Genomic DNA, 23,422 nt, shown 5'->3' on the forward strand with positions numbered 1-23,422 from the left:
AAAAGGACTTATTTTTGATGAGTGATGAAAAAGCGCCGCGCCGCGTGGTAGTTACCGGTGTGGGATTAATTACAAGCCTGGGTCATGATCTTGAGTCGTCGTGGACTGGACTTTGTGAGGGGAGATCAGGTATCAAGCCGATCAGCAATTTTGACGCGACCGGCTATCCCGTACGCTTTGCTGGCGAGGTTCGGGACTTTGATCCATCGCCCTATATGGATCGCAAGGAGATCAGACGTACTGATCCTTACACTCAGCTGGCGGTAGCGGCCTCGAAGCAGGCGCTGGAGGCGGCTGGTCTGACGATCACGGAGTCGTTGGCGTCGCAGGTAGGCGTCTGTATTGGGAGTGGTGTGGGAGGCTGGCTCACGCTGCACGAGCAATTTAATGTGTTGCAGCAAAAGGGTCCCGACCGTGTCAGCCCCTTTTTGATTCCGATGATCATGATCAATGCCGCTCCGGGACTTGTCTCGCAGCATACAGGAGCCAAGGGACCATCCTGGGCGGCCGTCTCGGCGTGTGCGACCAGTGGTAACGCGGTCGGAGAGGCCTGGGAGACGATCAGGCGTGGCGATACGCAGGTGATGATCGCCGGTGGTTCCGAGAAAGCTGTAACTCCGCTGGGGATGGCGGCCTTTGCCAATATGCACGCGCTCTCAAGGCGCAACGACGATCCCGAAACGGCCAGTCGTCCCTTTGATGCGGAGCGCGATGGCTTTGTGATGGGTGAAGGTGCTGGTATCTTAATCCTGGAGGAGCTTGAGTTTGCGCAGGCGCGAGGAGCGCACATCATCGCGGAGATGGTTGGCTATGGATCGACCGCAGACGCCTACCATGTTACCGAGCCGGCCCCGGGCGGTTCTGGACTGGTGGCCGCCATGCAGCGAGCCTTAGAGAAAGCCGATCTTCGTCCCGATCAGATCGACTATATCAGCGCACATGGCACCTCGACACGTTTCAACGATTCCATGGAGACGCAAGCGATCAAGACCTGCTTTGGAGATCATGCCTACAAGCTTGCCATCAGCTCGGCTAAATCCATGGTTGGGCACACCTTCGGAGCCGCAGGAGTCGTCGGAGGAATCGTCGCGCTGCTCAGCATTGCCCGCGACATCATCCCGCCGACCATCAACCTGCATCATCCCGATCCCGACTGCGACCTCGATTATGTCCCCAACGAAGCCCGACGTGTCACCATCGATACTGCCCTCTCAAACTCGATGGGCTTCGGAGGACATAATGTTAGCCTGGTCTTTAAACGTTATGCGTAGCGTTTGGGGACGTCAATATCTGTAGGTATGCTGGTCTGACTCTGCGTGATGGTTGTCTCGAGCGTTGGAATTGGAGCTTGCGAACAGACGCTGGTCGGTTTATCCTGCGTCACGGAGCAGATGGCCGCAATAAGATAGTTTGCGCCTCCCACGATGTTTTTTGTGACGGGATCGGTAGGATTTGTGAGCTTGCTGGCGATCTGTTCCTGCGACAGGTTGGCCAGCACGCCTGGATCATAGAGCGCTTGCGTCCGATACTTATTGCCGATATTGAGGAAGGGATATTCCTGAACATTGAAATCGGTGAGGATCTTCTGCTCTGCGGCAGTCGGGGTTCCTATTGTATTGCGGTTGTGATCCTCGGTCTCAAGCGGAACGAAATCGATATAGGAACTCGTATAGCCTGTATTGACAAACGAGAATGTAGCCGTGTTGGGATACACATCCGAGCTACTCGAAATCGTCTGAGGCAAATTTTTGAAGGTCCCAAACTGGCTCAAAGCGACCACCATCGACCAGCGATTGGCCGCGCAATATGGACACCATTCGGCCCCATAATAGAAGAACTCCGGCTTCCCGGTCGGGCCAGTCAGCGCCGACTTGCCCGAGATCGGAGTCACAATCGAGGTCAATTCGCCCGTATTCACTGTCTGGCGTACCGAGGATGATACCGACGTTACCTCTTTGAGGACGGTTGCATTGCCTGCATTGATATTGCTCGACGCCTTCTGGTTCTGCGCCTGTTGCTGATTATTAGAGGTGAGGAAGAAAGCTACAATCGCCACCACGATCACAAGCACAATCCCGCCAATCCACCACCAGGCAGTATTATTCTTGCGCCGTGCTCCGCGCCGACCGACATTCGGTCCCCCACGCTTATTTGAGCGCGTCGACGCTGCTCGCGTCTCCTTCTGGCGATTGCGAAGCTCAACCGCACGTTGCTTTTTTTGCCATGATATTTCCTTAGTGAGAAAGCATCTCAAAAATAATGTCTGTCTATATAGATAATAACGCATATTCGCCACTCAAAATTGCCCGTTGGGAGAGGTTTTCGCTTCGCTCGACTCGGCGTGATATACTACGGCTATTGTTTTGAAAGAATAGACTGAGAGATGCGATATGAAGCTCGAACAGCTCTTGCTTGAATGCGAGCAATTAACCTATAGAGGGCGCATGCGGCGTATGGTTGAACTGGGACAGCTATCTGCCAGCGATACGAGCGTGGCCGAGACGCTGGCGAAGCTCGCGCAAGGAGATACTTATCAGCGCTTGCTTGCGCTTCAGTCCTGTTATGGGAGTCGAGATGCTGCGCACATCGTGCGAGCATTGTTTGATCCGTCGCGTGCGGTGATCGCGCTGGCGCTTAATCTGGCGGGGCTGGTCTGTGATGACACCGAGCTGCTGGCTGTGCTTGATCGACTGCCGGTGCGGATGCGTAAAGAGTTGTTGCATTGGCTATATCGTCGCCGTCGTTATGTGCCGATTGATGCGTATCTCGATGGGTTGGCGGCTCGCGGAGATGAGCATCTGGTGCAGCTGTTATCGTTCGGATCGCGTGCAGTGAATGCTCGCTATCTTGAGCAGGTGAGCGAGCGCTTGGATCTGGTCTCTTTGCAGCGTATCGGACGACGTTACCCTGATCTTGTGGCGACGCAACTAAAAGCTCGTGCGCTGGCCACGACGATCCTCGATCCGCACTTAATCATCCAGGTCAACAGCATCCTGCCGCATCTCGCTCTGGAGGCTGCGGATCTGACTCTTGATCTGCTGAGGGCGCTGATCACGGTCGTTCCATTGGAGCGGCTGCATGCTCAGCCGCTGGTGCTCAGGCGTCCGCAGGAGATGGCTGATCTGCTTTTCCAGAGCGGTGAGCAGAGTCATTTGCGTTTTGATAAGGTGACCCGTTCCCTGGATACAGAGTGCCTCCTGACCCTCTTCACGCGCTATCCGAACAACATCGATTTGAATTGTTTCCATAAGCTTGATCCGCAACAGCGCGGGACAATCTATCTGGCCTGTGCACGAGGCTGGCGGAATTCTGAAGGAATTTTAGCGTATAGCATCGTTGAGCAGTTATCAGCGGACCTGCGTATGCAGGAGGGGCTTCGAAATCTTGCATTACCGGCGCTCCAGGTGCGTCCGCATGAGCGTCTGCGTTACGCCGCCTTCTTGCCCTGGGAGGAGGCATCCGCGGTGCTTGCGACGGCTCTGCGCTCGCCCGACGCTGATCTGCGTGCGACCGCTCTCAAGACATTGATCGCAGCGACCCGCTATCAGCGCGGGCGTCTTGCCGATATCCTCCAATTGCTGCTGCGTCGCCGCAACGAGCAGGACCCTGTGCGACGAGAGATATTTACTGCCCTGGCCGATCTTCCCCATGGTATCTGGCGTGTTGAGCATCTGGACAACTTATCCCAGCTTATTAAGGATGCGCTTAACGCGACTGATCTCTCATTTGCCACTGTCTATGCGATCGAGCGCCTGATCGTCTATCTTTTCCCTTTCCATGCGGGGTGGTCGGCGGATCAGCTGGTCAACATCTATCGCCAACGTGGTCAGATCGGCTTCTATCAGCTTGATTGCTATCTGCTGGACGCCGATATTCAGCGTATTGCTCCTCTGTTGACACCTCTCCTGGAGGCATGGCAGCGCCGCGAGAGCGAGGGACTCCTGGTGGCTCTGGCCAGAGCTATGGGGAGGCGCTTACGTGTCTTTGATCAACTTGCCGAGCAGCTGGAAGTCGTGCTCAAAGAGACGCTCAATGCACACGTCGCCGATGCCATCCTTAGTCTGCTGATGGAACATCGTCGTGAGCGTGGCGTGGTGCTTATCCCCATGCTCTTGATCCGCGACAAAAGCGCCATTGCTCTATCCACCGTCTCTACCTATCTGCACCGCCATCGGCAGGATCTGCTTGGACCATTTCTTGGCCAGCATGCTTATAAAGGTCGTTTCAGTACCGGGAAAACGCGCCTCGTGCTCTCTGTCTCCAATGGTTTTCAGCGCTGGACACCGGGGCAGCAGGAGACCTTTGCACGTACTTTGCTGGAGATTGTCGATGATAAAGATCAAAATCGTGCTACCCAATCTTTGATCTCCACCATCCAGCGACTCTCGCTCATGCCATGGCTTGATCCAGCTCCACTGATCCGGCTGGCCAGCGACGAGCGCCAGCCGGTCCGCGATGCTGCTCTGCGATCGCTCGGTTGCCTGGATGCCGGTCAAGGCATTCCGACCCTCCTCGACGCTCTCAACGATGAGCGTGCTCGCGTGGCGATCTATGCGCTACGCCTGGCATTGCTCTCGATGCCCCAGGAGGAGGCGCTCAAATTGTTGCGAGCCGTCCCGTTGACGCGGATCACCGTCGCCAAAGAGGTGGTGCGCTTGATCGGGGACCTTTCATCGGAGGCTGCTTATCGTGAACTGCTCGCCATGGATGCGCAGGAACTTCATCGTGACGTACGGGTCGCCTTACTGCGAGCGCTCTGGCCCTATCTGGAGCACATGGAGACCTGGGAGGTGTTTATCCGTGCTGCGCAGTCAGCTGATGTTGCCCTGACGCCAGGCGTCGTCCAGATTCCTGAAGATGGACTCTCGCAACGTGCCCAGAGACAACTCGTAACGGTCAACGCTATCTTATTGAGTCATCCAGAGCCAGAAGTGCGTCAGGCTGTCCTGCAATGGCGTCGCCAGCATCCATTGATGGATACCGATCAGATCCTGTTTACGCGCTTGCTGGCTTTGATGAATTCTCAGATAGCTGATGAATGCTCACTGGCTGCTCAAGCCGTCTTTGCCATCTATACAGGCAACGATGCTAACCTTGCTGGCAACGCCATCCGAGGACTCCTGAGTAATCGTCGAGCGCTTCATGTCGCCATCGGTACCTTTATCGCCAACCTGACGACACAGCGAAAACGCCTGTCACCCACTACGCGTGCTATCCTGGAGGCACTTACTGTGGACCCTCTCACCATGATGCTGCGCATCGACCTGATCATTCGTGGACTTCCCTGGGAAGAAATTGTCCCCGAACTGACCAAACTATCCGATCGCCTGCACGCCAACGCCCTCGTCAAAGCTCAAAACGCCATCCAGCAAGCATCCATGTATCCAGATGCTCAGCCGCAGGCGCTAGAGATGGCTTTCAGACAGAGTCCGAACGAAGGATTACGTCGACTCGCCTTGGCTGCCCTGATCGCGCAATCCAGCCAGGCGGCCGGCTGGACCGATGAATGTCTCGCGCTCCTGGACAGTTATCGCAACGATCCCGCGCCTCTGGTCGCTGAGGCTGCACAATTTACCTTTCCATCCTGATCGTTTATGTAATGGAGCCATCACTGATATGCAAAATGCGGTGCGCGGCCTGTGAGAGATTGGGATCGTGCGAGGCAACGAGTAGCCCGACGCCTGTCTGAGTCACGATATCTTCCAGGAGCGATATGATAGTGCGAGCGGTCATCGAATCCAGGTTGCCGGTCGGCTCATCGGCGATGAGCAGGCGGGGACGATGGACCAGGGCGCGAGCCAGCGCGACGCGTTGCTGCTCGCCGCCGGAGAGCTCCATGCTGCGGTGATCCAGCTTATCCTGGAGTCCGACGCGGGTGAGGGCTTCGCGAGCGAGCGTGATCCTCTGCCTGGCGGGCATGAGCAAGAGTCGGAGAGTGATCTCGACGTTCTCAAGGGCGGTCAGCGTGGGAACCAGATGAGAGTTCTGGAAGAGCAAGCCGACTTTTTCGCGGCGCAGCACGGCCCGCTTGTTCTCGTTAAGGGGGCGCAATGGTTGTCCCAGGATGCTGACGTCACCCTGGCTTGGATCATCCAGGCCCGCCAGGATATTGAGTAGCGTGCTCTTGCCCGAGCCTGATCGTCCCTGCAAGGCGACGAACTCGCCCGCCTGGATACTGAGATTGATGTTTTTGAGCACCTGGATCGTCATGTCACCATTTGGGAAGCTGCGACTGACATTGTGGGCCTCGACGACCGCCGCAGTCTGCTGCGTGGTCGCATCTATTGTCTGATCGGGATAAATCATAATTCTTGTAAATCCTCTCATATTTGCTGATATTAATCGAATACATTTCAGTGAGCCAATAGCTCTCGTTGCAATTCGCTTGATCGCGACGTGCCTGGCGCAAATGCTCGCCAACGTAGTACTCTGTCAACGGTCATCGCAACGTCGTCGAAGCGACCAGGATAACTCCTTGCACGAGGCGTCAAGGCTCACCGACGTAGCGGCGCGGCTCCGCCGTGCTGTCACTAGACGTACGACACGGTCTCACGTGCCGATGGAAGCAACGCCGACGAGACGCTCCATGGCGGGAAGATCACGCAATGGAACCCCATGGGGAGCGTGGTCGGACGAGTCACAGACAGCACGGCGGAGCCGCGCCGCTACGTCGGTGAGCGTTTCACCCCATTTCCTTCCTGAGCTGTTTTGGACGCACATCACCGAGACCGCAGCAGCGCGATGACCGTTGGCAGAGTAGTACGTGGGCTGACCTGGACGCCGGGCACGTTGCGATGGCCTTTGATAGAGTGCTACATCTGCTACTTGGGAGCGGCCTGCGGCAGCGGCCAGAGCTGGATATGCGAGCGTGCTACTTGCAGATAGGCGCGACCATGAAATGGGAGAAGATCGAGGGCTTTCTGCGGGAGCTGGAGGCGTCCAGCGCGATCGACCATAATCACTTCGCGGTGCGAGTGCGCCGGGAGTCCGATGACGGCGCTGCCATGGTCCTGCTGATAGAGATAATCGTGCATACCGGCGGGCCAGAGCTCAAGATGATCGGGCTGGAGATGCACCTCGGTCCTACCGCGTAGCGAGACGCGTTCGAGTGCTTCTCCTGGGAGTTGCAGCAGGCCGCTGCGATCGATAAAAATTGCCTCCTGATGGGTCTCCGTAGGGAGCCCGATGACGGCGCTACCGCGTCGCTGCGCTATTTCATCTATCGGTGTTCCCTGGGATGTCATATTTGCTTCTGAAATGCGTACCGTCTCTGTGCTGGTGCGCCCATCGCGAATGGCGAGGGTGCGGTCGACCTGCGCTGCGACGGCGATATCGTGCGTGACGATCAGGATCGTGATGCCGAGCTCCTTATTTAAGGAGCGGAAAAATGCGATGATCTCCTGTGTCGTGATTGAATCCAATTCGCCGGTCGGCTCGTCGGCCAGCAGCAGGGCCGGCTGATTGGAGAGCGCAATGGCGATGGCGACGCGTTGCTGTTGACCTCCTGAAAGGTGTGCGGGCCTGCGTTTGGCATAAGTCGGTAGCCCAATCAGCTCCAGTAGCTCGTGTGCTCGACGCTTGCTCTGGGCCGCGCTGGTGCCGTTGAGCATTTGCGGGACGATCAGATTATCTTCAATGGTCAGATAGGGCAGCAGATTGCGTCCGCTCTGCTGCCAGACATATCCGACGATCTGGTTGCGATAGCGAGCGCGTTCCTCCTCATTCAGACGCGTCAGATTGTGTCCGGCGACCGTGATGCGTCCCGCGCTGGGAGTATCCAATCCTCCCAGGATGTTGAGCAAGGTCGATTTGCCTGAGCCGGATGCTCCTACGATCGCGCTCATCTCGCCCTTCGTGATATCGAGGTCGAGCCCCTGTAATGCGACGGTCTCTAAATTGCCTGTCTTGTAAATTTTGATGAGATTGTCACAAATGACTAGCTGTTCTTGCATTGTCTTCTCCAGAAAGATTAATCCTCGTTGAGGCGTAACGATTGGCTCAGTGCTGGTCGCGTTCCATAGTAGGAGACGAGGAGCAGTGTCGCGCCACAGATGATGAGAAAGGTCGCAAACATCAGGCCAAGCCAGAGATTGGGAATCTGAGCACTCCGCTCCAGCGGAAGGCCGATATTGTCAAAGACTACACTGACGACATTTAAAAGTGTATCGATCAGGGAAAATGCTGGAACCACAAAGAACGTGCTGAGCCAGCCGATGAACAATCCGATGGCGAGCGCGGACACGTAGGTGACACTTTGTTCCCAGAGCAGGATGCGCGAGATCTGTCCTGGCGTCATACCCAGTGCGCGCAAGATAGAGAAGCTCATACGTCTCTGCTTGACGCTCAGCCAGGCTGTCAGCACCACGCCGATCAGAACCAGGAAGAATGTAATCATCAGGCCAATCACGAGTGTGCCCGTGATCGCGGTCTGCAAGGGCTCCACCATCGCCTGCTCGATCGCCGCACGTCTATCCTGGAGCATAGGGAGGGACTGCCGTACCTGATGGAGAGACTGAGCGTCATTGCGTGTGCTGAGCCAGAGATAATTTGGTTGTAGCCGTGCTCCTTTGTTGATCTTCGTATAGACATCAGCATAGTTTTGATAATCGATCAATATGGTGCCGGAGGTGCCATTGACTGCCGAGGCTTGCAGGCCGGGTAGATACTTTGTTTCTGCCATGGCGATAAAGTGGATGTTCGCGAAATGTGGATCATCGGTGTTAATCGTAAAGTCTGCTCCCGGTGAGAGGTTCAGCTCCCCCCAGGTTTGAGCATCGGCGATTACATTGACCTTGTTGTTGGCACTCGCTGCGCTGCGGTTAGCGATCAGTTGTCTGGTCAGATCGTTGAGGGATTGGGTTGAGTACTCCTTTGACCATAGTGCTGTTCGGGCATACGTGTCTGCGTTGATTGCGTTGATAATCATGGTTGAGATGGTGGCGTTCCCCGCGATGATGGCATGATAGCCTGCCGTGGCAGATTTGACTCCCGGTAGCGCGGCGTAGTGCGCCTGGAGTGCCTGCAGGCTCTGTTGTTGATTGCTGGGAGTAATCTGCCCACTAAAATCTGCTCCGACCTGATAGGCAGCTACATCCTGGATACGATTATGCTGTGTTGCGATAAATGAGCTCAGGTAGATCGAAGATCCCAGTGCCAGCGAGAGGAGCAGGATCATGCGCAAGGTGGCATGTGGTTGACGCTCCATCTGTGCGAAGGCCAGTACGCCCGGTGCCGCCTTCGTTTTCGTGATCAGTCTGGTTCCCAGGTGTGTCATGAGCGGAAAGAAGCGCAAAAAGAGAAGCGTTACCGCCAACAGCGTGAGCGGGACTCCCAGAAAGGCCAGCGGTGCCAGCGGTGCTCCTCTACCAAGGCCTGCGTGGAAGAGGAATTGGTTGTACGCGATACCACCGACAATGATCAGCACCAGGAAGAAATCCAGATAGACGCGCTTCCAGAGCGGGACTCGATTGGCTCGTGATGCGTTTTGTCGCTGCGTCACAATGTCGATCATCGAGGCGCGTCGCAGCGAGTTGGTCATGATGATGAGTGTGACCACAATCGTGAGGAGTGCGATGAGCCAGATCTGGTTGAGCGTCTGTGGAAGATTGCTCATCATCGCCGAGAAAGCCGATTGAGCAGTAGAAGGCATCAAGAAATGTCCGATCACGCCGACCAGTAGTATGGCACAGAGTGGACCTGCCAGCAGTGCGATCACGCCGAGCAGCAGGCCCTGGAAAGTGAAGGCCCCCAGGATATGGCGCTGGCTGGCTCCACGACTGCGTAGCGTCACAATCGTTAGAAGCTGGTTCTCGATCAGGATATTCGCCAACAGGCTCACCATGAATAACGCCAGGCCGAGGATCGAGATTAAGAGCAACACGATGGCAATCAAGGCGAAGCTGATTTCACGGTTATAATTGTACAATTGAGACATGTGCGGGGAGCGTATCTCCTGATAGACGATTCTCTGATCTTTGATTGTCGCGTTGATGTCGTTCGTGACGTTCTGATAGGCTTGCAGGATGCCGTTCAGGTTATTTCCGTCAATAGCTGCCAGGTTGATAGGATAACTCCAGTAGAGCATGAAACTGGGATCTGGATCCGTCTCCGAGCCTGTACCGCCAGAGGATGGCGTTCCCGCGTTTGTCGTTGTGTGGCTGCCGGCAAAGCGTAATGGACGCATTATGACTGCATCTGTGGTTGTATGCACAAGTGTCTTTCTGGCCATTGGTGCCGCCGCCTGCTGCAGTGAAGTGCCCTGTATCGGTTCTACCTGTGAGGTGGTTGATTGGCTCACCTGGATCTTTTCCGCTGCCGGCAGGAGTGCTGGTAGAGAGGCTAGCACCTCTGCTGTACTGGTATCCGTATCGAAGCCATTGATGTTCTCGGGTGAGATCCCGCTGAAGTGCCAGACATTGCCCGCTCTTGGTCGCAAGGCAACGATGCCGACGATGTGGAGCTGCCAGGTCGTCGAGCCAGAGGCGATCGGATAACGAACGCTTTGTAGATCGCCCAGCTGCCAGCCAAACTTCGCTGCGACCATCTGAGTGAGCGCAATCTCAACCTCATTGGAGGTGGGAGAAGCCTGAGGAAAGCGTCCCTGGAGAAGCGTCACCTTCTGCGCTATATTAGAGGGAGCGTAGCCGAGCACACTCACATATTGTGAAGGGAGTGCCTTCCCCGTTTTTTTATCCAGGGGATGCAGCTGTGGGGTCTTAAACGAAAATTGATCTGCTCCAGCTGTATAAGGTGACAGATCTTTCTGGAAAATCGAATGGGAAAGCTGTCCCATATGCTGAATCATCCCCGTCGTCGGGTGATTACTCGCGATAGAATAGACCACCTCATGGCCATCAAGTTGTTGCGCGAGCACCTGCTGGAGCCCCGTCTTAATTGTCACCTGCGCGAAAAGAGGGACTGCGCACACAAGTCCCACACAAACAATCATGCCACATAACGTTACCAGCAGCAGCGCCCATGTCTGCCGTAACAGCTTACGAGCGAGCATCATAACCGGTGACAGCAAGACAAGGTTGCTTTGTCGTGTCAGCCTATACGTTCCCATGGAATAGATCTCCTTTTTGTTGCTAGCATTGTGCTTATTTATGAATAATAGGTATAAACAGCTTGCCATGAGCCTGTTTGATAATGATAAATGCTGTCGTTGTTGCCAGTGGCCCAACCATCATTGGCAGAGAGCATCCCAATAGCATAGAGTGTGGGGTTACTATCCTGCAGGGGCGTCTCCTGCCAGACCTCCTGACTATATCTGACGACTGACTGAATCCCTACGATCCAACCAGACTGCTTAGATGACATCGACACATCCAACAGCGTTTTGTCCTGCGGGGCTATGCCATAGGCAGAGAACCATTGCACTGGGGACCAGATGCCATCTTGATAGTGGATAATGGTTCCTTGATCTCCCACGGCCCAGCCTTCCTGCGCTGAGAGCATTGAGACGCTGTTGAGCGTCTGCATCGTTGGGCTTTGATAGGCGCGCCACTGCCTCTGACTATAATGCAGAATCGTGCCGCTACTGCCCACGATCCAGCCCTCCTGCGCTGATACCATTTTGATGCTGAGCAGATCCTCATGCGTCGGGCCTGGCACGATGCTCCATCGCTGATCCTGGTAGTGCATAATTGTGCCATCAAAACCGACAGCCCAACCCTCCTGAGTAGAGAGCATGGCGACACTACTCAAGATCGCTTTGGTCGGCGCTTGAGATGTCTTCCAGGCATTGCCCTGGTAGTGGGCGAGTTGACCTGCATAGCCAACCGCCCATCCATCCTGAGCGGAGCTCATCGAGATACTCAAGAGTGGCTCTGCCAGCGACGTACTGGCTAGCCAACTACCATCCTGATAATGCAGGATCAATCCCTGGGTTGGCATGATATGCTGGAATGGTGAGTTGGTATCGTCCACGACCTTGAAGCCACCTCCGACCGTCCAGATATCTTGCGCCGACAGGAGCGCTAATCCATAGAGCGAGTTACCTGGTGTAAAAGGCGACGACAGCACCGGCTTATCTGATTGGATCGTGGTATCGTTCCCTGTCAGTGTATGCGAGATGCTTTTGGACGTATTATAACTATTCATATATGAGCGCACGGGCAGCAAGAGTAGCGCGAGTAGAAGTATAATCAGATAGCGTGATGCATAGCGTTTCATAGCTGAAAGAAGCTCCTTCCTGGCTGATTTCGGTGCTCACTGGGCTAGAGGTCGCTGGCTTGACCTCTTTAGTGGCCTGTCTGAATCTCATAGGTCGATATCATCCAAAGAGATCAGCCCCTGTTTTAGCGCGTAGATGACCGCTTGCGTGCGATGAGCCAGTTGTAACTTGGTGAGAATATTGCCGACGTGCGATTTGATGGTCTCTGGACTGACAACCATGATCTCGGCGATCTGTCGATTTGTCCGGCTCAGAGCTAGATGTTGCAAGACCTCCTGCTCGCGTTCTGAGAGTACTGACGCCGATCTGGTGTCGCTTGATAACTCTGTGAGCACGGCATGAGCGATCTGGGGATCAAGCAAAGATTGTCCTTTGGCCGCACTACGGATGGCTTCCAGGAGAATCTCGGGAGCGGCATCTTTGCGTACATAGCCGATGGCACCGGCTCGTAGCACTGCGATCACCCGGGCCTCATCGGTGTAGCTGGTCAAGGCCACAATCTGGCTCAAAGGAACCAGCTTGCGCATCCGTCTGATCGTCTCGATACCATCGATCCCGCCCGGCATCAAAAGATCCATCACCGCTACATCGGGCAGCCACAGCTCAATATTGCGTAACGCCTCCTCGCCACTGGACGCCTCGCCGACAATCTCCAGATCTGGAAACGATTCTAAATAGGTCCGCAAGCCATAGCGCACCACCTTATGATCATCGACCATGACAACACGAATAGAATCTAGCATTTATATCTTTCTCCTGGCCAGTATCAACTGCTGATAAAGCACCTCAAGACCCTTGAGTATATTTGCCAGCAACCAGAGTAGTGCCAGCGCCAGGGCTGCATCTTGTACCCACTGCGCTTGATTTATGTATTGGTTCAGATAGAGGATGTGTATTGATAGTGAATGCAATGATATGGTGTGCAGATCAGGAAGCGTTATCCATCCCAGGAAAGTCTCACTGCCCAACACAATCGACCAGACTAGAAAATCCAATCCCAACTGCTGTCGCTGTTCATGCATGAAGGATCGCAGTTCCGACGTCTTCAGCGCCTGTGCATAGAGGAAGCGCTCAAAATAGTAGCGTCCCGCTAGCAGCAGAAAGCAGGTCGCTAGCAGCGCGACTGGCCATTTGAAGAGAAAATTGTAATGGAAAAAGACGACATAAAATATACTGAGCAGGAGGAGGCCGAGCAAAAGCTTATTACTCTCCAGCACCAGAGCGCGATGCTGGATATGCTTGCGTCCCATACTGAGAGCGACCTGTGTGCGGAGCGGATGGGCGATGATCCAGGCGATACCCGCGCCGAGCAGGCAGAGTGCCAGCAGAAGTAACGAGAATTCTTTAGGAGCACTGAGTAAGATGTATGCCGCGCCGACTTCAATGACGTGCAGGCCAATCGTCTGGATCATGTGAGCTCTTTTCATCGTTGATGTCAGTGCAGGCTCGCTCTGTTCGGCCTCAAGGACAGGCTCAGCTTGAGGCAGGAGCGGAAACGCTATTTGCAAGGTCGTCCCCTTATCGATCTGGCTCCAGAGCTGAACCGTTCCCTGGAGGGCGTGCATCCGCTCGCGGATATTATGCATCCCCATGCCGCCGGAACCCGAGCGTTCCGGCATATGTTCGAGGTCGAAGCCCTGCCCATCATCGCCAATCTCCAGCAGCAGAAACTTTTCCTGTTGGTACAGACTCAGCCAGACTTGAGACGCTCGTGCGTGACGAGCGATATTCGCGAAGCCCTCCTGAACAATGCGAAATATCACTTCCTGAGCGCCTGGGGAAAGTTGCTCTTCCGGTGGCAGATGCCCGATCTCGACCGTTACCGTCGCTCCGGTACGATACTCCAGAGCCTGGCTCTGCATGCGGAGAGACTCAACCAGACCCGTATTCTCCAGTGCATGGGGACGTAGCTGCTGCAACATTGCCTGCATCTCCACCTGGGCCTCACGTGCTGTACGCTCAATATCGTCCAGAATCCCACGCACGCGCGTCTGATCCCGCTCCCAGCGAGCCTTCGCCGCTGCCGCGCTCATCGTGATACTAAAGATCTGCTGCTTGATCGAATCATGGAGATCGCGAGCCAGACGATTACGCTCCTCCTGGGCTGTCGTCGCGATAACCTGCTCCATCAACTGATCCTTATATGCCACTGTTTGCTGCTCGATCTGAACCTGATGACCACGCTGCTGTTCCATCCCACTTACCAGGCGGAAAAGCGCTTGCAGCGGCCAATAGCGATACAGCGCTACCAACTCAACCGGGAGCCCTTGTGCGAGGCGATCCAGTACCACTTGCAGCGCCAGCACGCTCTGTAACAGATTAGCCGTCAGCAGTAGTCCTAATCCGCAGCTAATCATAACCCCATAAAATCCATAATAGGTGGTCATTACTCCTGCCACAACGCTGACCACCAGAAAGCTGATCAAGAATTGTAAAAATAAGAGCAGCGGGACACGGTACATTTTTTCACGCGGCATAGCAGTCATATCTCTCTCTTGACTTGTTGGCATATTATCTGTGTAACGCAGTATAGCAAAGTACGCGCTATTCATCATCCCCTGGGTGGGGGATTCTCTCTTCCGATGCTCTATGAGTGAGCTTCCTCCAACGGATAGGGTATATCTTGTGGGTATCATATCTGTCGATAGATGGGAAGTCAGGGCGTCACTTTTGGTACCTTTCTCTATAATGAATTCAGAAATAGTATGCTGGCATTGCTCGCGCTATTTTGTCGCCAGGAAAAGGGGATATGAGAAATCGATGATGGCTACTTTCTCCTATATTATGTATCGTGAGCCGATCTTGAGAAAGAAATAGAGTAATGATGCGCCAATGCTATGACTGTACAAAGAATCATACATCTTATCGACTGTTCCGACGATTATTTTCTCTCTGCCTGCTCTTGATTGGGAATCAGCTCATTGGGGCTGCGAACGTACAGACGATTCCTTTACCTATACAGGAACACCGTGTCCTGTCTCAAAAGAAGATAGATGGGCATACAGAGTCATCGTTCCTCGCGACCCACTTGATAATTTCAAGCATCAATGCTCATAGCCATCCCCCACTGAATGTATCGCGTGCCCCTGAGCCAGCAGCGATAGCGAGACCCACATCAGTAGTTCTTCCAGTACCGACAGCGACAGCGACATCAGTAGTTTCTCCGGTACCGACAGCGAGACCCACATCAGTAGTTCTCCCAGTGCCGACAGCGATGGCCACTCCGATCTCGGCGCTGGCAGGTGTTGATGTAGGGGTACGTATGACGGCACCAGAGAAAGTCTATCAAGTCGGGGATACCGTTACTTTTACTATTATAGTCTCTACAACTGCATTATCACGTGCAATTACAGAGGCCACGTCGATTGATCTCACTGGACTTTTTTCTCGTGGCCTCTCCAATATTACGGTGGATGGTGGGACGAGTTGGACCCTGAATGCGTCTTCGACGGTAAGCCCGGCCTTAATTACCTCGTCCTACACAGGGAATTATCCTATTTCTCCTGGAACAGTCCTACCTAAAATGACTATTACTGGTACGATCGATGCCAATGCTGGTTCTACCTACTTGGGAACGGTAAGTTTAGCAGATCTTGGTGACATTAATAGTACAAATGATTCATCTATATACACATTGATTGTTGGCCCGCCTGTGCATACATGATTGACAGAGTGACTACGGGGAAAAATCTCTTTTATTGCGTGCTTTCCATTCTCTGACCTTGCTACTTTAGCGCCCCTCTACGTGCTTGCATCCTTCTCGCTAACCATGCGCTTTACAGCGAAGTCATTTAGTGGTATTCTGGACGATATAGTCCACAACCACGGAATGTATGGAGTGTAACAAGCATGGGAAGACCGAGCGATGCCCGGGAGCGCTTGATCGGCGCGGCGCGGCGTGTGATTTTTGCTCAGAGTTATGATGGTGTGAGTGTCGATGAATTATGCGCGGCTGCCGGAGTCGCTAAGAGTAGCTTTTATCATTTTTTTGCCTCGAAGCAAGAGCTTGTGCTGGCCGCTATTGACAGCCAATGGCAATGGTTTGAGCAGAGCGTACTGATCCCTGCCTTTAGCGACGAGCGAGCGCCGCAGGAGCAGATCTTGCGTTTTTTTGATCTGGTCCAGGAAGGCCAGCAGGCTCGCAAGCGTGATGATGGCTATATGTGTGGATGTCCCGCCGGCAATCTGACTCTGGAGATGAGCACTCAGGATGAGCTCATCCGCGTGCGTGTGGAGCAGTTTTTTCAGGGATGGCTGGGATACTTTGAACGTATGCTGTCTGCCGCCAGAGCACAGGGACTTGTGCCCGCTACTCTGGATACAGAGACTACGGCACAATCCTTGCTTGCTTACTTCGAAGGTGTGATGCTCCTGGCCAAAGGACATAATGATCCCGCTGTGATTGGTGGCCTGCGGGTGGGAGTTCTCTCTCTGATGCAATATCAGAGGGAAGGTGTCGCATAAGCACATTTTTTTGCTTTTGTTGTGGACTATCTAGTACACAAATGCTCTGTACCCTATGTATAAAGGAAGATGAAAATTATGAAGCGCGTTGTGATTACGGGGATGGGACTTGTGACGTCTCTTGGCAACACGGTTGAGCAGACCTGGCAGGGACTTTGTGAAGGGAGATCTGGCATTGAGCCGATCAGTGGTTTTGCTGCGAGCGATTATCGCGTACGTTTCGCCGGGGAGGTCAGGGATTTTGATGCCAGTGTGGCTATGGAGCGAAAAGATATACGTAGAAACGATCCATTTACGCATCTGGCGGTGGCGGCCTCACGTCAGGCGCTCGCGCAGGCACAGCTTGAGATCAACGCGCAGAATGCGCCAGAGGTTGGTATCTGTATCGGGAGCGGGATTGGTGGGCTGACTACGATGCATGAGCAGTTTACGATCCTGAATGAAAAAGGACCGGCTCGTGTCAGTCCGTTCCTCTATCCCATGATGATGATTAATGCGGCCGCTGGCATTGTCTCTCTGCTCACGGGAGCTCAAGGACCAGTCTGGGCACCGGTCTCTGCCTGTGCGACCGGTGGGAATGCGCTCGGCGAGGCCTATGAGATCATTCGTCGTGGCGATGCTCAGGCCATGCTTGCGGGTGGGAGCGAAAAGGCTGTGACTCCACTTGCCATGGCCGCATTTGCCAACATGCACGCGCTCTCGCGCCGTAATGAAGATCCGCAAGCGGCAAGCCGTCCCTTTGATGCGGAGCGCGATGGCTTTGTGATGGGCGAAGGAGCAGGTATCATGGTTCTTGAGGATCTTGATTTCGCTGTGCAGCGTGGAGCTCCTATTCTGGCTGAGCTTGTCGGGTATGGATCGACCGCCGACGCGCATCACATCACCGAACCAGCGCCAGGTGGTGCAGGACTCGTACGCGCTATGAATCGCGCTCTGCAACGAGCTGGACTGCGTCCCGAGCAGGTCGACTACATCAACGCTCACGGAACCTCGACGCGTCCCAACGATTCCTCCGAGACACAAGCTATCAAGACCAGCTTTGGTGACCATGCCTATAAGCTTGCTGTCAGCTCCACGAAATCCATGCTCGGACACACTTTCGGAGCTGCAGGAGCTATTGAGGGCATCATTAGCGTACTGAGCATCCGGGATGGAATCATCCCTCCCACCATCAACCTTGAGCATCCTGATCCTGCCTGCGACCTCGACTACGTCCCCAATCGCGCACGTCGCGCCACAGTGGATGTCGCCGCCTCCAACTCTATGGGCTTTGGTGGGCACAACACATGCCTTCTCTTCAAAAGATATTATTCGTAGAGATACTTTTCTACCTTATCGAGTAAGTCCGTCATCTCAAAAGGCTTGGCAAGGAAATCATCGGCGCCACATTTTTTTGCCAGCTTTTGAGTATCGCGGTTGGCGGAGCAGAGAATAATTGGTAGGTGTTTGGTATGATGTTGGCTTTTCAGATGCTGACAAATATGAGTGCCATCCATGCCAGACATCCAGATGTCTAAGAGGAGAAGATCCGGTAGATCTTCTGTGAGATTCTGGACGACGTGACCATCGTTGGTAATTGTCACCTCATAACCAGCATCTTCTAGCATCAGTTGCATGGCCTCTAAAATGCCTTGATCGTCATCGGCGACCAGAACTTTTTTCATCTTTCTTGCTCGATCTTTTCTTGTCCAGGGTTTTTGCTGGTTGTTATGGGCAGACGAATGTAGAAGCTAGATCCCTGTTCGGGCTCACTCTCGACCCAGATCTTTCCTCTTTGTCGTTTCATGATTTCGGCTGAGATATATAATCCAAGTCCAATCCCGGAGATGGTTTCGTTGCCACTGACCCGGTAAAAGCGCTCAAAGACGTGTTGCTGTCTTTCCTCTGAGATACCGATGCCAAAGTCCTGCACGCACAGCGTCACATATTCCGCATCGACAAACGTCTTCACTATAATCTTATCTGCATGGGGAGAATATTTGATGGCATTGGTGAGTATATTGATAAGTACCTGTCCGATGCGATCTTTATCTCCAAAGATCATTGCAGATGTAGCGTTGACCTTTTCAATGCTATGCTTGAGTGTCGTGCGTTGTACCTCCTCGATGATTTCGTCGACCATTTCATCAAAGGAAAAGTGGCTCTCGTTGAATTGGAGCTTGCCCCCTTCTAGTTTGGTGATATCCAACAGATCCTCGATCAGTGCAGTCAGCTTGTTGATCTGGGTATCCATCTTTCCCAGGAGCGCGGATGACTGTTCATCGCCAGCTCGTGCGAAGCGGCGTTGTAAGACTTGCGTGAACGCTTTGATGCTGGTCACGGGCGTTTTTAATTCATGGCTTACCATACCCATAAACTCATCTTTTTGACGCTCAAGCTGCTTCCGCTGCGTGATATCGCGCGTCGAGCCTGCGACAAGCACGACCTGCTTGTCCTGATCAAAAACGGGCGCAAAAATATATTCATAATAGCCGTCTATGCCGGTGGGATTGGTATAGGGCGTTTCATCGGTCACTGTTGTACCTGTTGCGACTACCAACTCAATCTGCGTCTGGAGGAGTGTCGCCAGTTCTTTTGGATAAGGTAGATCATAGAATCTTTTTCCAATAATCTCATCGAGCGAGATGCCCAATAATTCTAGCAAAGGACCATTTGCATATGTGAACTTTCCTGATATATCGAAGGTATACACAAAATCTTTTAGAGCGGCAAGAACTATATTAACTGCTTGTGCTTGTAGTCCTTCTTTTGATGAATTATCCTCAGCCATTGTAAGCAGTTCTCCCTGTATAGATGTTCAACTTTCTCTGTGCGCCAGTAGTCTTAAGCGTGACGTACTCCCTTCTCATTCATCCGTCATTGTCTATGTTTGAGTTCCTCTGCTGCGGGAGAGGATATATTTATCCCCATTTATCCAGGAAGAGGGAGAGCGTCTACTATGGGTCATTTTCGTCTAAGCGTTAGGACTTTTAGCGTTTTGCACTCTCCACGTATCCCGGTAGATGATAAACTCTGCACCTCACTACTATAGACAAGCAGCAAGGTGAAGTCAAGCGATGTTTTATGCGCCAAGTCTCTGGCGCTACTTGATTGGATTTCCTCCTGTGAAGGGCAAGCCTGGGATCTCTATGGTCGTGTGATGTGTGCTGTTCTGATGCTGATGGCTATGATTATCGTTATTGTGACTGTTATTATTTTGATGCTGGTTATGCTGTTGATGATGATGCTGGTGCTCTTCAACGAAGACGGTGTCGATTGCTGTACCGTTCAAGATACCGGAGATGCTGACTCTGGCTGTATCGGTGATGCTGGGGACGGCATCTGCGGTCAGGTCTGCGGTAATCGTGATTGGTGGTAAGGACGTCCCTGCGCTGATTGGAAATGCTCCGACATAGTTTGCTGTGATGATCGCCGGACTGGTTGTCGAACTGATCGTTATCTGCCAATCAGATCCAAAGGCGTGCAGATTCTTTTCTCCGCTCGGAGTGATATCTGAAACGGCGATCAGATTTGGTGCCTGGATCGGTTCTGCATTGGCTGCGTTTGTCGCTGTCAGTGTGTAGATGATTTTCTGACCCACCATCAAAGTATCGTCACTCGCGCTTGTGCTATGCGTCTTTGTAATTGACATGCCGGGTGGCAATGTTGACAGTATCGGTAGAGGACCAAAGAACCTTTTTGGTCGGGGGAAAGGAGGGAAAGGAGTGCCAGGTCCAGGAGTTGGAATGATGGGAGTGCCAGGTCCAGGGGTTGGAATGATGGGAGTGCCAGGTCCAGGGGTTGGAATGATGGGAGTGCCAGGTCCAGGGGTTGGAGGGATGGTGGGAATCACTATGGGCGTGGGTATGGGTGTGGGTATGGGTGTGGGTATCACGCCCGCGCACGGGGATTGCGTAATTGTGTTTGTATCTAATATGACCGAGCCATTACGGGCATAGAGGCTGCCATTGGATATGGCTCCGGTCTGCAATCCAATCGAGGTGAGTGCCAGAATGTTTCCGGCAAAGCTCGTGTTGGTGCCTATCGTGGCAGAGCTACCTACCTGCCAGAAAACATTACAGGCCTGGGCACCGTTGATGAGTTGCACGCTGGCATTACTCCCTGTGATGAGAGAGCTATTGATCTGGAAGATAAAGACACTCGCCGCATTTCCCTGGCCATTGAGGATGAGTGGACCGTTTAATTGTGCAAAGGATGAGAAACAATAGACACCTTCACTTAAGTTCTTGCCTCCAAGATTCTGATCGGTCAAATCTGTCGGGCAGGGCTGCCTTGCGGCATTGACATAGGCCGTTGTGATGTCATTCTGAGCTTGCAATGCCACCGCATTGGCCCTGTTTATTGCTCCGTTTACAAGACCAGGAGGGAATCCGCTGATCGCTGTCCCTGGACTTACTCCCAGATTTCCATTTATGACCGTTGGACCTGTATTGGTTACCGACTGTCCACCCAGTACGGCGAAACTTGCGGCTGTCCCCAGAGGGGGTTGGGTCGCATCAGACGCTGCGTGAACATGGAAGTGCGTGAATGCTATGAGGATCAGAACGCAAAATAAGAGCAAGCGCAGGCTGTGTGTGCGCGTAATGTGTTGTTTTAACGTAAGAATTTTTTTCATCTGTATACGTTCTCCTGTCTTATTTCAAGTGTACGGGGAGAGCGTAAATGTTGTATGTCAATATAGGTATGCTATCGCGTGTATTGATATATATGCATGTTGATGGCGTGACCGTCTACTTTGCTTTTTGCAAGCCCTGGCGAAGCAGTCGCTTCTCGATGCCTGATGTATTACCACACAACGTGTCAGGTATACGAATAGAGGGGAGCAATGTCTGGGCTGTGCCTTTTCCGATCCCTTGCAGGATACTTCAGTGAAGTACCCCATGCATAAATGACTCCGTCGGGGAAATAGGTCTAGATGACTCGTCAAGAAGAAACGTAAGTGATACAGTAACGGAAAGACCATTGTCTCCTTACCAGTGAGTTGATTGCTTGACGAGAAAAGAGGTGGATCATGTCGATGAAACCAAAGGAGTTAGAGGTAATTCCCGAAGAAACCAGTCGTGTGGCTCATCAAGCCTTTCCCAAAGGGGTACTTGCAATGCACATACGTGATACGTTGGGAGGCATATATACCGATGAGACCTTTGCACACCTTTTTCCCAAACGGGGTCGTCCAGCAGAAGAGCCCTGGAGGTTGGCCCTGGTGACGATCCTCCAAACGATCGAACAGCTGCCAGATCGTCAGGCGGCTGATGCCGTTCGTGCGAGGATTGATTGGAAATATGCGTTGAGCTTGCCACTAGAAGATGATGGGTTTCATTTCTCAATTTTGAGTGATTTCCGTCAACGGCTTCTTGACGCTCATGCAGAAACGTTGGTACTCGAACCGATCCTGGCGGTATGCCGTGAGCGAGGCTGGTTGAAAGATGGCGGAAAACAGCGGACCGATTCGACCGCAGTATTGGCGTGGGTACGTGCGCTTACCAGTCTCGAAAGTGTTGGAGAAAGCATGCGTGCGGCACTCAATATGCTTGCGACCCAAGCACCAGAATGGCTTCAAGAGCATCTTCATCCTGATTGGTTTGATCGGTATGTTCACCGTTTTGAGATCACACGTTTCCCGAAACAAGAGAAGGCGCAGATTGCCTTGCGCCAACACGTTGGTGAGGATGTCCACCATCTTTTGCAGTTGCTTGATCACCCTCAGACTCCAACCGAGCTCAAAGCCTTCCCCGCAGTGACGCTCCTCCAGCAGATCTTTGAGCAGCATTACGAACAGCATCAAGGAGAGGTGCGATGGCGTGATGGACCAGCCGTACACAATGAAAATCGAGTCGTCTCGCCCTATGATGAGCAGGCTCGTAGTGCTCGCAAGCGAAACTACGTCTGGCTCGGGTACAAAGTTCATGTGACGGAAACATGTGATCAAGACCCTCACATTCCACATGTGATTGTGCAGGTTCAGACGACCCCAGCTACCTGTCCAGATAGCGTCACAGTGGAACCCATCCTCCAGGATTTGCGAGCACGAGGTCTCTCTCCAACTCATTTGTTGGTGGATCAGGGCTACACCAGTGCAACGACACTCGTTGAGCAAGCGAACCAAGGGACACGGATAGTGGGGCCTTTGCGCGTTTCGACGAGTTGGCAAGAACAAGCAGGACAAGGCTATGGACTCTCAGCCTTTGAGGTAGATTGGCAAAACCAGTGTGTCCGTTGCCCTCAAGGGCAGCTGAGCCAACGATGGATAGAGATGTGTGATCGACATGGGACGGACAAAATCGAAGTCCGTTTCGCGGCGAAAACCTGTCAAGATTGTGTGGTACGAGCGTTCTGTACGACCAGTAAGACGACTGGCAGGCTCCTCAAAATGCTCCCTCAGCAAGCGTATCACGTCCTGGAGGAACAACGGCAAGAACAGCGTACAACGATTTTTCGGCAAGAATATGCTTTGAGGGCTGGAATCGAAGGAACGATCTCACAAGCAGTGCGTCGAACCAGAATGCGCCGAAGTCCCTATCGAGGAGAAAGCAAAACGCATCTTCACCATCTGCAAATTGCCGCTGGCTTAAATGTGCTTCGTATGATTGCTCATCTTGAGGCTCAAGCACAGGATCAGCCTATGCGTCCTCCGCATCCGGCGAGTCCGTTTGCTCGTCTTCAAGAAAGGTTTCTCGCATCATGTTCTGATGTCTAAACAAAATTTCCCGACAGAGTCATAAATGCAGGGGGTTTACGCCGCTTTTTGATAAGCTCATGTGTGAAAAAAGGCTGAAGAGACCG

Annotated in this window: 17 protein-coding genes; 7 read left to right on the plus strand and 10 right to left on the minus strand. The window is 53.2% G+C overall.

Annotation, left to right across the window (positions count from 1 at the left end; genetic code table 11):
• Positions 1-17: 17 nt before the first annotated feature.
• Positions 18-1,271, plus strand: a complete 1,254-nt coding sequence (fabF, locus tag AC27N8_RS34190; RefSeq protein ID WP_487074005.1) for a beta-ketoacyl-ACP synthase II — start codon at positions 18-20, stop codon at positions 1,269-1,271.
• Here the strand turns inward: fabF (AC27N8_RS34190) and AC27N8_RS34195 are convergent.
• Positions 1,262-2,254, minus strand: coding sequence for a DUF929 family protein (locus AC27N8_RS34195; protein WP_487074007.1), 993 nt, complete (start codon positions 2,252-2,254; stop codon positions 1,262-1,264). The genes fabF (AC27N8_RS34190) and AC27N8_RS34195 overlap by 10 nt on opposite strands.
• Before the next feature lie 136 nt (positions 2,255-2,390).
• Between AC27N8_RS34195 and AC27N8_RS34200 the strand changes: the two genes are divergently transcribed.
• Positions 2,391-5,588 (plus strand): HEAT repeat domain-containing protein, encoded by a 3,198-nt coding sequence (locus tag AC27N8_RS34200; RefSeq protein WP_487074009.1) that lies wholly within the window; start codon positions 2,391-2,393, stop codon positions 5,586-5,588.
• A gap of 4 nt (positions 5,589-5,592) precedes the next feature.
• On the opposite strand, the gene AC27N8_RS34205 is transcribed toward AC27N8_RS34200, so the two are convergent.
• Positions 5,593-6,306, minus strand: a complete 714-nt coding sequence (locus AC27N8_RS34205; RefSeq protein ID WP_487074011.1) for an ABC transporter ATP-binding protein — start codon at positions 6,304-6,306, stop codon at positions 5,593-5,595.
• 169 nt (positions 6,307-6,475) lie between these two features.
• Between AC27N8_RS34205 and AC27N8_RS34210 the strand changes: the two genes are divergently transcribed.
• The gene (locus tag AC27N8_RS34210) at positions 6,476-6,745 is read left to right on the plus strand and encodes a hypothetical protein (protein WP_487074013.1); all 270 of its coding nucleotides are present in this window, start codon (positions 6,476-6,478) and stop codon (positions 6,743-6,745) included.
• A gap of 76 nt (positions 6,746-6,821) precedes the next feature.
• On the opposite strand, the gene AC27N8_RS34215 is transcribed toward AC27N8_RS34210, so the two are convergent.
• The 5 genes from AC27N8_RS34215 to AC27N8_RS34235 form a co-directional block, all read right to left on the minus strand.
• Positions 6,822-7,952: an ABC transporter ATP-binding protein gene (locus AC27N8_RS34215; RefSeq protein WP_487074015.1), complete on the minus strand. Its 1,131-nt coding sequence runs from the start codon at positions 7,950-7,952 to the stop codon at positions 6,822-6,824.
• Positions 7,953-7,969: 17 nt separating this feature from the next.
• Entirely contained in the window at positions 7,970-11,065 is a 3,096-nt protein-coding gene (locus AC27N8_RS34220) for an ABC transporter permease (RefSeq protein ID WP_487074017.1), read from the minus strand.
• Between the two features lie 38 nt (positions 11,066-11,103).
• On the minus strand, positions 11,104-12,174 hold the full coding sequence (locus AC27N8_RS34225) for a sialidase family protein (RefSeq protein ID WP_487074019.1): 1,071 nt from the start codon (positions 12,172-12,174) through the stop codon (positions 11,104-11,106).
• A gap of 87 nt (positions 12,175-12,261) precedes the next feature.
• Entirely contained in the window at positions 12,262-12,918 is a 657-nt protein-coding gene (locus tag AC27N8_RS34230; protein ID WP_487074021.1) for a response regulator, read from the minus strand.
• A complete protein-coding gene (locus AC27N8_RS34235) occupies positions 12,919-14,661 on the minus strand; it encodes a sensor histidine kinase (protein ID WP_487074023.1) in 1,743 nt (580 codons plus the stop codon).
• Positions 14,662-14,996: 335 nt separating this feature from the next.
• On the opposite strand from AC27N8_RS34235, the gene AC27N8_RS34240 reads away from it, so the two are divergent.
• From AC27N8_RS34240 to fabF (AC27N8_RS34250), 3 genes are all read left to right on the plus strand, one after another.
• A complete protein-coding gene (locus AC27N8_RS34240; protein WP_487074025.1) occupies positions 14,997-15,839 on the plus strand; it encodes a hypothetical protein in 843 nt (280 codons plus the stop codon).
• Between the two features lie 185 nt (positions 15,840-16,024).
• A complete protein-coding gene (locus tag AC27N8_RS34245) occupies positions 16,025-16,639 on the plus strand; it encodes a TetR/AcrR family transcriptional regulator (RefSeq protein WP_487074027.1) in 615 nt (204 codons plus the stop codon).
• 78 nt (positions 16,640-16,717) lie between these two features.
• Positions 16,718-17,956, plus strand: coding sequence for a beta-ketoacyl-ACP synthase II (gene fabF, locus AC27N8_RS34250; RefSeq protein ID WP_487074029.1), 1,239 nt, complete (start codon positions 16,718-16,720; stop codon positions 17,954-17,956).
• On the opposite strand, the gene AC27N8_RS34255 is transcribed toward fabF (AC27N8_RS34250), so the two are convergent.
• The 3 genes from AC27N8_RS34255 to AC27N8_RS34265 all read right to left on the minus strand — a co-directional run bounded on the left by AC27N8_RS34255 (position 17,947) and on the right by AC27N8_RS34265 (position 21,254).
• A complete protein-coding gene (locus AC27N8_RS34255; RefSeq protein ID WP_487074031.1) occupies positions 17,947-18,303 on the minus strand; it encodes a response regulator in 357 nt (118 codons plus the stop codon). The two genes, fabF (AC27N8_RS34250) and AC27N8_RS34255, sit on opposite strands and share 10 nt — an antisense overlap.
• Complete coding sequence (locus AC27N8_RS34260; protein ID WP_487074033.1) at positions 18,300-19,409, minus strand: sensor histidine kinase; 1,110 nt, start codon at positions 19,407-19,409, stop codon at positions 18,300-18,302. Before AC27N8_RS34260 ends, AC27N8_RS34255 begins: the two co-directional genes overlap by 4 nt.
• A gap of 312 nt (positions 19,410-19,721) precedes the next feature.
• Positions 19,722-21,254, minus strand: a complete 1,533-nt coding sequence (locus AC27N8_RS34265; protein ID WP_487074035.1) for an ice-binding family protein — start codon at positions 21,252-21,254, stop codon at positions 19,722-19,724.
• A 396-nt stretch (positions 21,255-21,650) separates the two neighbouring features.
• Here AC27N8_RS34265 and AC27N8_RS34270 point away from each other — a divergent pair, with 396 nt between their 5' ends.
• A complete protein-coding gene (locus AC27N8_RS34270) occupies positions 21,651-23,336 on the plus strand; it encodes an IS1182 family transposase (protein WP_487074037.1) in 1,686 nt (561 codons plus the stop codon).
• Positions 23,337-23,422: the final 86 nt, after the last annotated feature.

It is taken from the genome of Dictyobacter sp. Z7_2 (assembly GCF_057551105.1).